This window comes from uncultured Tateyamaria sp. (assembly GCF_947487805.1).
Taxonomy (GTDB): Bacteria; Pseudomonadota; Alphaproteobacteria; order Rhodobacterales; family Rhodobacteraceae; genus Tateyamaria.
The window spans coordinates 335,627-345,064 of record NZ_CANKXW010000004.1 but is presented as its reverse complement, the minus strand read 5'-3'; the positions used below and the strand labels follow the sequence as shown (position 1 = coordinate 345,064).

General features: G+C 50.9%; 10 protein-coding genes. 9 read left to right on the top strand and 1 reads right to left on the bottom strand.

What is annotated here, in order from left to right; translation table 11 throughout:
* Positions 1 to 64 precede the first annotated feature (64 nt).
* The 5 genes from Q0949_RS12900 to Q0949_RS12880 all read left to right on the top strand — a co-directional run bounded on the left by Q0949_RS12900 (position 65) and on the right by Q0949_RS12880 (position 4,499).
* Entirely contained in the window at positions 65 to 352 is a 288-nt protein-coding gene (locus Q0949_RS12900; RefSeq protein WP_299372769.1) for a hypothetical protein, read from the top strand.
* A complete protein-coding gene (locus Q0949_RS12895; RefSeq protein ID WP_299372766.1) occupies positions 352 to 2,424 on the top strand; it encodes a type IV secretion system DNA-binding domain-containing protein in 2,073 nt (690 codons plus the stop codon). Before Q0949_RS12900 ends, Q0949_RS12895 begins: the two co-directional genes overlap by 1 nt.
* A gap of 159 nt (positions 2,425 to 2,583) precedes the next feature.
* On the top strand, positions 2,584 to 3,456 hold the full coding sequence (locus Q0949_RS12890) for a hypothetical protein (RefSeq protein WP_299372763.1): 873 nt from the start codon (positions 2,584 to 2,586) through the stop codon (positions 3,454 to 3,456).
* Positions 3,457 to 3,605: 149 nt separating this feature from the next.
* On the top strand, positions 3,606 to 4,145 hold the full coding sequence (locus Q0949_RS12885) for a CHC2 zinc finger domain-containing protein (protein ID WP_299372760.1): 540 nt from the start codon (positions 3,606 to 3,608) through the stop codon (positions 4,143 to 4,145).
* Between the two features lie 156 nt (positions 4,146 to 4,301).
* A complete protein-coding gene (locus tag Q0949_RS12880) occupies positions 4,302 to 4,499 on the top strand; it encodes a hypothetical protein (protein ID WP_299372757.1) in 198 nt (65 codons plus the stop codon).
* Positions 4,500 to 4,742: 243 nt separating this feature from the next.
* Here the strand turns inward: Q0949_RS12880 and Q0949_RS12875 are convergent, their stop codons facing one another.
* Entirely contained in the window at positions 4,743 to 5,408 is a 666-nt protein-coding gene (locus tag Q0949_RS12875) for a hypothetical protein (protein ID WP_299372754.1), read from the bottom strand.
* Between the two features lie 279 nt (positions 5,409 to 5,687).
* Between Q0949_RS12875 and Q0949_RS12870 the strand changes: the two genes are divergently transcribed.
* The 4 genes from Q0949_RS12870 to Q0949_RS12860 all read left to right on the top strand — a co-directional run bounded on the left by Q0949_RS12870 (position 5,688) and on the right by Q0949_RS12860 (position 9,333).
* Complete coding sequence (locus tag Q0949_RS12870) at positions 5,688 to 6,461, top strand: hypothetical protein (RefSeq protein ID WP_299372752.1); 774 nt, start codon at positions 5,688 to 5,690, stop codon at positions 6,459 to 6,461.
* Positions 6,462 to 6,630: 169 nt separating this feature from the next.
* Complete coding sequence (locus Q0949_RS20620) at positions 6,631 to 7,263, top strand: tyrosine-type recombinase/integrase (RefSeq protein ID WP_366524032.1); 633 nt, start codon at positions 6,631 to 6,633, stop codon at positions 7,261 to 7,263.
* Positions 7,264 to 7,543: 280 nt separating this feature from the next.
* Positions 7,544 to 8,812, top strand: coding sequence for an HD domain-containing protein (locus tag Q0949_RS12865; RefSeq protein WP_299372749.1), 1,269 nt, complete (start codon positions 7,544 to 7,546; stop codon positions 8,810 to 8,812).
* A complete protein-coding gene (locus Q0949_RS12860; RefSeq protein ID WP_299372746.1) occupies positions 8,809 to 9,333 on the top strand; it encodes a hypothetical protein in 525 nt (174 codons plus the stop codon). Before Q0949_RS12865 ends, Q0949_RS12860 begins: the two co-directional genes overlap by 4 nt.
* Positions 9,334 to 9,438 lie beyond the last annotated feature (105 nt).

Below are 9,438 nucleotides of genomic sequence, written 5' to 3'. Positions count from 1 at the left end.
TGAAACCATCGTCCAGATGGACCAAAGGCCGATCATGCACTAACAATCAAATTGGACCACTCAAGTGGGGCTGATCAGCTATTCTGCGGACATTTCCGAGAGCAAAGCCTTGGCTCAAGAAAACCGTGGCTTGGGGCGCAAACTGTTGACCGCAGCGGTGAGTGGGGTTGATGCCAATACCACCAACCTCACCATCAACAAGCTGATGAAAGGCCCCGATTTGTTCTACCTTTCGACACCGCTTGAAGCCAAAGGCTATGAGGATGAACTCAAAGACAAGTTGGTCTTACTCAAGGGATACATTGTCGCGAACGAAGGCGTCGAAGAGAAATCCACTTCCTTTGAGCTCTGATGGACGACACCGTTGAAATCCTAGTCGGGACGGCGGCGTTTGTTTTAGTGGTGTTTGCGGTGGTGTCGGCGGGAGCCGTGGCCGCAGGTGCCGCTGTCCCGTTCGCCATCGGATACGCCATATACTGGCATCAGGTGAAGTCGCCCACCGCGCGTGAACGGCAGCAAAAGGAACGCACCTGGGCGCTGTACCGCGCGGCCAAGCACAAGTTCACTGAAATCGACATCTCGACCTTCATTGGTGATCGCGTCGGCTTTCCAACAGAGGAAGATCCGAACGTCGACATTCAGTTCACCATTGCTTCGCGATTGGTGGGTTTTGAAGACCTCGACAACTACCCGCCCGAGCCACCTGAGCTCTGCGACACCATTGAAGGCGGGCGCTATCGCGACTTTCTCAACCAAGTTTCACCTGACGATTATGAACGCCGTCTCGCGCATATTTGTCGGGTAGTGCAGCTTTGCGCGGAACCACCCGCCACGGAGAACGTCGCCAACGTCATATACACTGCCGTTGAGACCTTGGAGGATGGACGGCCTATTCTGCCCAACACCAGCAAGCGCCTGGATGATAATTTCTATGCGCAGAAAGAGGTGCCGCCACGCGAATACAAGGGCGAAGACATCGTAGATGCTTATCTGCGGGGGACACCGTTGGCGCTCATGGCCGAGATGACCCACGACGACAGTATCGAGATACCGCAAGATCTGCGGACGCGCCATCATTCGATTATTGGTGGCACTGGCCACGGCAAGACCCAATGTTTGCAACAGATGATCTTGCAGGACATTGAAGAGGATGACGCCTGTGTCATCGTGAACGACAGCCAGGGGTCGATGCTCGAGAAACTGTTGCACGTCGTTTCGTGGGATCGAACCATGTACCTGGATGGCGGCAATATCCGCCAACCCTTGGCGCTGAGTGCGTTCTCAATCGGCTCAACCAACAAACCGGAGGACGAACCCAAAGTCCGCACTGCAGTTGCGCTCTATGAGCATATGTTTGCAGCGCGCGATACGGCGCTTACCACCACGCAATCAACGTTGTATCGCTTTCTGTCACGCTTCCTGATGGTCATCCCAAACGCCAACTTCGATACGGCTCTGTCGATCTTGCAGGACGGCTATGAACCATATGCCGAGTATGTGGATCAGCTCGACACGACTTCGCAGAAGTTCATCATGAACGAGCTCTGCGACCCCAAAGACAAACGCGCCAGCAACAGCTACCGCACGACCCGCCAGGAAGTGGCCCGCCGTTTATTTACCCTCATGGAGAGCCGCACCCTTAAGGGCATGTTCAACGCCCCGGAGAGCAAGGTTGATATCTCAGGGGCTATCCGGGATGAAAAGATCATTTTGATCAATACGGCACAGGCCGTGCTGGGAGACGAGGGCGCGCAACTGTTCGGCAAATACTGTTTCGCGCAGATCGCCATGGAGGTGCTGTCGCGCCCAGAAACTAAAGATCGGGTGTATTTGTATCTGGACGAAGCACAGGAATACTTGTCTGACACTCCCATCATCCGTCGCCTGTATGAGCAAGGTCGCAAGCGCGGTCTGTGCATGATCACCGCGTGCCAGGAACTTGATCAATTAGAACGAGCCGGGATCGACAAGCTGATCAACTCGCTCACGTCGATCAAGTTTGCGGGCGGTGTTAGTGCGTCGGATGCGACCAAACTTGCCAAGGAAATGGACACGGATGCTGACACGATCCGAACTGTGCCAGAGTTGACCTTTGCGGCGTGGCTCAAGCATCACGGTACGGGGACGTACCGCGTGACGCCAGGACTGCTTGAAGCGCAGATGGATAACGACGAAGACTATGTCGATGTCCTTAAGGCCATGATGCTGACGGAACATCATTATGACCCGGATGGAGAAGCAGAGGCGGACGAGGGCACAAAAGCGGAGAGTGGAGACGAAGGGGCGGATACTGACTACGAAAGCTATTGGGATGACGAACCAGAGGCGGACAATCCGTCTAGGGATGAGAACAAGAAACGTCCGCCCGCCGACGATGACGACGGCAAACCCATCAATCCGGACGCTCCGCAAGATTTAGACTAACTATTTGATATACTGCATGTATGAGCACTCTAACCATCGCTCACCATGCGCCTCATGCCATCCTTTGACGCCGTTACCAACACGCGGCAAGACAGGGGCATGCGCAAGCCTAGGTTCAAACGTGTCCGCCCGAAAACACCGCTTTGCATTAGCCCCAAGATGTTCGAGGTTTTGGAGCTCATCTATCAGTTCAAGGCGCTGCGGTCGCACCACATCGCCATGCATTTGCCGCTGCGACACGAGATTGGCCTGCGACACTCACTGCGCCTGATGTTCGATCATGGTCTTTTGGATAAGCGGCAGTGCGGCCTCTATGAATGTGACACCTATCTGCTAGCGGGGAAGGGAAAAGACGCTCTGGCGGGGCGCGAATTGCCGCCGCGCTACCTCTATCAAGAAGGTGGGCTTGAAATGCGCCTGGGCACTGAGTTCGAGCATTCGAAGATGACGATTGATTTGCTATCGAACCTAAAAGCGGGAGCGGAAGCCAACGGTTGCCGTCTGATCTCAGCCGAAGAAATGGCGGAGCAAGCCAAGCATCCCGCCCCGTTTCTGTTGCCACGCCATACTACATACCGCGACCGCAAAAGCCGCAAGATCATGCCGTACATGCTAGTGCCGGATGGGTTTGTGGGGATCGAACACCCGGTCGGGAAACGCGCGTACTTCGCGATTGAGGCAGAACACAACAAAGCAAACAGTCGCTTTGATGACGATGATCCGAGCTCACGGCAGAGTTCAACCCGCAAGAAAATAGCCCACTACCGCGATGTTGACTGGCGACAAGCATACAAGAACCTTGGTATACGAAACTGTCGGGTGCTCGTGGTAGCGCCGACATCCGCCCAGATCGAAAACAAGTTCCGGGTGGCGCGCACCGTCGTCAAAGAAAGTCATCTCTTTCTGGGTCAGGCGGTGCCGATTATTGCGGGCACAGACGTGCCAATCATGCCTCACCTTTTCGATGCGCCGTGGTTGCGTATCGGCCTGCCACCGGAGCAGATCAATGCAACTACTCTACGAACTGGTTAAGAACCCATATCGCGTCATCCTCAACAAACCCTGCGATCACAAACACAAGCGCTTCACGTGGGACTACGACTACGAGTGCATCGCCTACGGCAAGCGCTTCGACGACGCATGATACAATGCACTGCGGAGTTCTTTCATAGGAGACCGTGGTGTCTAGATTTATCGACTTTGAGGCGGTGAAGACCGCTAACCCCATCGCTGACGTGGCGAAGCGTTTGGGCCTAGAACTGAAGAAAGCCGGGAATGCTTTGCGCGGCCCCTGCCCATCAGGTGATGGCGGTGAACGGGGCTTTGTTATCACGCCGAGCAAGGGCGTTTGGTATTCGTTCCCGCTCCAGAAAGGTGGCGATGTGCTCGCCCTGGTGCAACTGATCAATGAATGCTCGACCAAGGAAGCCGCACAGTTCCTGTCGGGCAACGTTCCACTGGAGAAGGCCAAACAGCCCTCTTCAGAAGAGGGGAGTGAAGCCCGTGGCGGCTTTGCCCCCCTCACATACCTCGAGCACGACCATATGGCCGTTGGTGCGTTGGGGCTGGAGCCCGAGGACGCCGAAGCCCTGGGCATCGGCTATGCGCCTCGAGGCACGATGCGGGGCACTGTGGCGGTGCCGATCCGCACTGAAGACGGTACCCTAGCTGGATACATCGGGATCACTGAGGCCAAGTTACCGCCGAAGTGGGCCTTCTAGTATCGCCCACATCTATGCCCGGCATCCCAAAATGACCCGTTCGCGGGTTATTTATTTTTGGCTGCGGTCGGTATGGTCAGGATGGTCGGTATGAATTTCTTGTCATAAAAACAATGATTTGCCAGCCTGATAGGGTGCCAATCAGGAGGAAGTCACATGGACTTTGGACGTATCAATCGCGGTGGAAAAACCAAACAGCAGATCAGGAAAGATCGGCGGAATGTCATGGTGGGGGTGGGGAAGGAGATGGCGTTGGTCGGTATCTACGCGGTGAAGGAACTGACCGGCGTGGATATGCATCGCCAGCCTAGCAAGGTGAAGCGAAGCTGGGAGAAGAAGTGGAGAGAGCGGTAGAAATTCAGTCAAGAAGAAGTCGAAAATTTTTGTCTATTGCCAAGCAAAAAATACTTGGTGGCAGAAGAGACATTTTGTCAATATTCACAATTTCGGGGTATCTATGGTTTAATTAGTTAGTAACAAGCGGAAGGCAATCATGGGAATATTGATTACAATTGTCTTTGCCGCGATCTTTTTTGCGGCTCTGTACATCTATAATTTGAAACTTTGAAAAAATGGTCGGAAAACTCCGACCATTTCCTATGCAGCTAGCTTGCTGTGAGCCAATTCACTAAGTTCTAGGTCGGTCAATTTTCTTGTAGCTTTAAGAAGTCCAAAAACGCGTTCAATGTATATTGATGCAATTTCAGACTGATCGATGTCATTGGGAGCAATGTAGCTAACTCCAAGTGCCATAGCACTCTCTGGAGCATGGTATCTCTCAAGCCACATAGCTTTTGGTGCATCATCAGGAGAAACTAAAAGAGTGGGGTGCGTTGTATACAAATCGCGAATTGCAAGCGCACGATCCCGGTCAAAGTCTGTTGACGAAACAACTCTGATCTCCAAATTACCATCAGATTTTTTAGCAAGCTCGGCAAGTTTCTGAAATTGGCCGTGACAACCTCCAACTATTAAGTAAGTTATTCGCACATCTCTCAACATCCACTCTTCCAGCTTATCAAGCCATAAAGCTCCCCCTGGCTCCTTCTCTGGATAGGCGCCTTCTGCTGATGTAACAAACAACTTATCATCTGTCGCAACCAAATGGTCTAACCGCCTCACAAGTTGAGTTGCTGGCGTAGTTTCAAAAAAATCTCTACTTCTCTGAGCTATGTTGGCGTTGTCGCGTGGCTTCGTGTAGTATAACAAGACAGCGGCAATAAAAAGCAGTGAAAATAACAGTGTAAGCGTGGCAGCAAGCATTAAATTTACCCATCGGCGTCGTAGTCAATTTTCTTTACAATATACGACTATTTTGACTAGTGGCAACTAATCGCTGCCGAACAAACTAGGAACGCTCTCTGCTTTGCCCGATTTTCTACCATAAAGTGAACGGCGCGCCGCACATTGTAACAATTTCGTGATGCTTCGGGCATCTGAGAATGTGACAACGCCTGATGGCCTATCAACTGTTTGGGGGCCTTGATGCATGAAGTTTAGTGTGTAAAAAGATGCGCCGGGGAATGTGACTGGACGAATGGAATGAATAAAAAAAATAGCTCTCGCCGACAGGGGTGGGTGGATCGCTGGCAATCGGTTATCGAATGGAAAGAACAACCGAGTGTAAAAGTAGCTTTCTATGCTGTAATAAGTGCACTGGGTTATGGGTTGGCAGTGTCGGCCTACTTTACCATCGTTTCAGCTATGGGCGGTGAAGCAACCCTTAGCGGTGCAGTAGATGTTATGAAATTGGCATCGTTCAGCGTGATACTTTGGGCTGGAGGGGAGTTCGTTTGGCGAGAGCAAGATCTCTCATCATTGAGCCCGTTTGTTTCTGACACAGTTTTTCGAAATATTAGGCGGCTACTCCTGGCATTAGTCGTATTTGTTTTGGTGGGTATGGTTGTCAAGTTCGGCATATCAAAAGGCATAGTGCTGCTTTCTGATGCGTGGAAAGATACTTGGATCTCATGGTTTTTAGATGCGTTACCTTATCTGGCAACTTTTCCAATTTTTTCATATGCGATTTTTCACTTTGCGATTGCTGTATCTAGACCTAAAAATTTCGGCAGTATGTCAAGCCGAGAAGTACAATCGATCTGGCGGATGAAGAAAGCTGCATCAAGGTACTGCGTTATTTCGAGCCTACCTGCAATTGTATCTCTTGCTTGGCTTTTTTGCCTGCTTTCGCTCGAAAATTTCGATGCGTCAAAGTATGATAAGAATTTGTTTCTGAGCGGCGCAATCGTCGTAGTCTTGATTACTGGTTCAATTACCGCCAAGGCGGTTGAAGAGTACTATGACTTTGGTGAGTGATCAAATGCCAAGCATACAATTTCGGAACTGAATCTTCCTTCGAAAATCTCTAGAATAACTAGTTTGAAGGTATCTTCGGTGATGTCCAACTTACGTCAGTCATCTGCTCTATACAGCCAATAACATGGCCGTTTCTGTATAGAACCGGCCATGTTACACTTTGGGGTGTATGGAAAATCAACGCTCAAACCAGGACGCAGCCCAAACCCCCAACAGCAGTTTTCGGCCATGTTTTGACCCAACTGGCCCTGTTGATGCCCACGCGCGTCCAAAGATTGATTACCTGACAGAGAACGAGGTGATGAAGCTGATCGCCGGTGCGAAGGCATCGCGGAACCCGGAACGTGACCAGCTCCTGATCTTTATGGTCTTCCGTCATGGCTACCGTGAAAGCGAAGCGATCATGGCGCGGCGCGATTGGGTTGATCTCGAGAAAGCGGTGATCTGGGTGGAGCGCCTGAAGCGTGGCATGAGCCGATATCATCCAATGGCTGGTGACGAACTCCGTCGGATGCGAAAATACCTGAGGTCGCGGAACGACGACTTGCCCTGGCTGTTTGTGTCCGAGAGGTGCCAACCTCTGTCGCCTCGTTCAGTTCGGAGGGTCGTCGCGGATGCGGCCCGGGCAGCAAAGCTGCGGCACGTCCATCCACATATGCTAAGGCACTCGTGCGGGTTTCACTTGCGTGAACGAGGTCACGACATCCGTATGATCCAAGAGTATCTAGGTCATGCTTCGATCACTAGCACCCAGTTGTATACGAGGTTGTCTGCGAGGGCGTTTGATGGGTTGTGGCGGTAGATTTAAGCTGAATGGCTTAGCCAATACGTTCACAAGGCTACACAACTGGTGCTGCATTGCACCATATTTTGTGTGCATACACACAAGGCACTTCACATGTCGTTCGGCAGTTAGTAGTGTCGTATAACTGAGCAGTTGAACAAAACAAGAACATATGGCAAAGTACTCTCCTCAACGAATACGAGACCCGCTGCATGATCTCGTTGAGTTTAACGATGACAAGTTCGAAAACGTGCTTTGGGAGGTCTTGCAAACTCGCCCGTTTCAAAGACTTAGGAGAGTGAAGCAGCTTGCATTTTCTGAGCTTGTATTTCCTGGCGCAACGCATACTCGCTTCGCACACAGCGTGGGCGTCTTCCACATTGCGCGTCAACTGATGTCGATTATTAGAGATCATCTGGGCAACGATATTGACGATGACCGGGCGAAGGTCGCGCTTGCCGCTGCATTGGTTCATGACATTGGCCATGGCCCTTTCAGTCATTCCTTTGAAGAGGCTGGGGAAAAACTAGACATTCCCTATTCAAAGCACGAAGCTGTTAGCGCTGACTTAATTAAGAATAGCGAAGTTGCTGAGGTTCTAGCGAAAGTTCACAAGGGTTTTCCTGAAGAAGTTGCAAACCTCATAGCAATCGATGGACCAACTGACATCTACAGCGCGGTCGTATCCAGCCAGTTTGATGCTGATCGATTGGATTATATTCAACGCGACCCTCTAATGGCGGGAACCCAGCACAGCCAGATTGATTTTACCTGGCTTCGGTCAAACCTAGAGATTGGCACGCTACAGTATGGTGTGGATGATGAACCAGTTGGAGAAACGGAAACGTTTGTTCTTGGTTCAAAAGCATTTTTTGCGGCAGAGACCTATATTCTTGGGCTCTTCCACTTGTACCCTACGGTTTACTTTCACAAGGCCACAAGAAGCGCTGAGAAGCTGTTCACATATCTAATGGTGCGCCTTCATGATCTAGTGAAGAACGGTGACGTTGACCGGACCGGCCTGAACTCTCAGCACCCTTTGGTAAAGTTCTTGGAGCATTCAAACCAAGAAAACTTCTTACCGATGGATGATGCTCTCATCTGGGGAAGTATCCACCAAATGGTTGACGCCGAAGATAAGTGCTTACAGGAAATTGCACAAAGGCTGCGCGACAGAAAGCTCCTAAAGTGCATTGATGCTAGGGGCGACCGCTTCCCACGGCATCTTTCCGTGCACGTTACCGACGAAATTCTAGATGTTGCTTGCGCTGAGCTCGTCAAAGCCGTCGATGTGTGGAACTTAGAAAATGAAACGATTACGCCCCGTATCATCTTGGATGACGGCAAGCGGCCAACCTACAAGCGGTTTTCGGAGGGCAAAGGTCCGCTCAATCGTATCCACATTAACATGAACGATGAACTGGTCGATGTCAGCGAAGTATCGCGTGCCGTGAACGCGAGCGGGACATTTAAATTCCTTCGCGCATACATTGATGAAAACGATGCTGACGCGCGAAAATTTTTAGAACAGAAGATCGAAGATATCGCCAAGGGAGTGAAGACATGACTTCAGCCAATGTAGTTGATAGTGTTGCGGAGCTAGTTGACATTGTAGCTTCAGCAGGCGGAGAGTTAATCGGTAGAACTCGCCTACAAAAAACAGCATTTCTTTTGTTAGCCACTGGATTGGGTGCGGAACAGTTCAAGTTCCGCTACAAGCACTATGGACCTTACAGTGAGAGCCTCGCTTCAACTTCCGACATGTCGAAGATACTTGGCTCGTTGACGGAGGAACAGCGCCCTTCGACTTGGGGTGGCACATTTTCGGTTTTTCGAACTGAAACCGCGCCGCAATTTGAAGGCAGTTCGCCCCGCGTGAAGCTGATCAAAATTGCAAAAGCAGCAAACCCTATTGACCTTGAACTGGCGGCAACATCCGCATTTCTTGCCTTCGAAGGTCATTCTGATCCGTGGAAGGAAACCGCTGCAAGAAAACCCGATAAGGCAAGCCGCATTGACAGCGCCAAGAACCTCTATGCTGAGCTAATGAGCGTCAACACGCCCAAGAAGCTTCCAAGCATAGTGTAATTGCGACCTCGTCCTTCGCTTTGATTTAAGGCTCATAGCAAGGTGGCCCAAAGGGTGGTCTGAAAAAATAGCAATACCTCTTTTATATTGCTATTATTGTATTTT

What these genes read in the sequence shown, in the direction of transcription:
- Q0949_RS20620 (WP_366524032.1), top strand. Translation starts at nt 6,631, where the DNA reads ATGGAAAATCAACGCTCAAACCAGGACGCAGCCCAAACCCCCAACAGC.
- Q0949_RS12890 (WP_299372763.1), top strand. Translation starts at nt 2,584, where the DNA reads ATGTTCGAGGTTTTGGAGCTCATCTATCAGTTCAAGGCGCTGCGGTCG.
- Q0949_RS12875 (WP_299372754.1), bottom strand. Translation starts at nt 5,408, where the DNA reads ATGCTTGCTGCCACGCTTACACTGTTATTTTCACTGCTTTTTATTGCC.
- Q0949_RS12870 (WP_299372752.1), top strand. Translation starts at nt 5,688, where the DNA reads ATGAATAAAAAAAATAGCTCTCGCCGACAGGGGTGGGTGGATCGCTGG.
- Q0949_RS12880 (WP_299372757.1), top strand. Translation starts at nt 4,302, where the DNA reads ATGGACTTTGGACGTATCAATCGCGGTGGAAAAACCAAACAGCAGATC.
- Q0949_RS12895 (WP_299372766.1), top strand. Translation starts at nt 352, where the DNA reads ATGGACGACACCGTTGAAATCCTAGTCGGGACGGCGGCGTTTGTTTTA.
- Q0949_RS12860 (WP_299372746.1), top strand. Translation starts at nt 8,809, where the DNA reads ATGACTTCAGCCAATGTAGTTGATAGTGTTGCGGAGCTAGTTGACATT.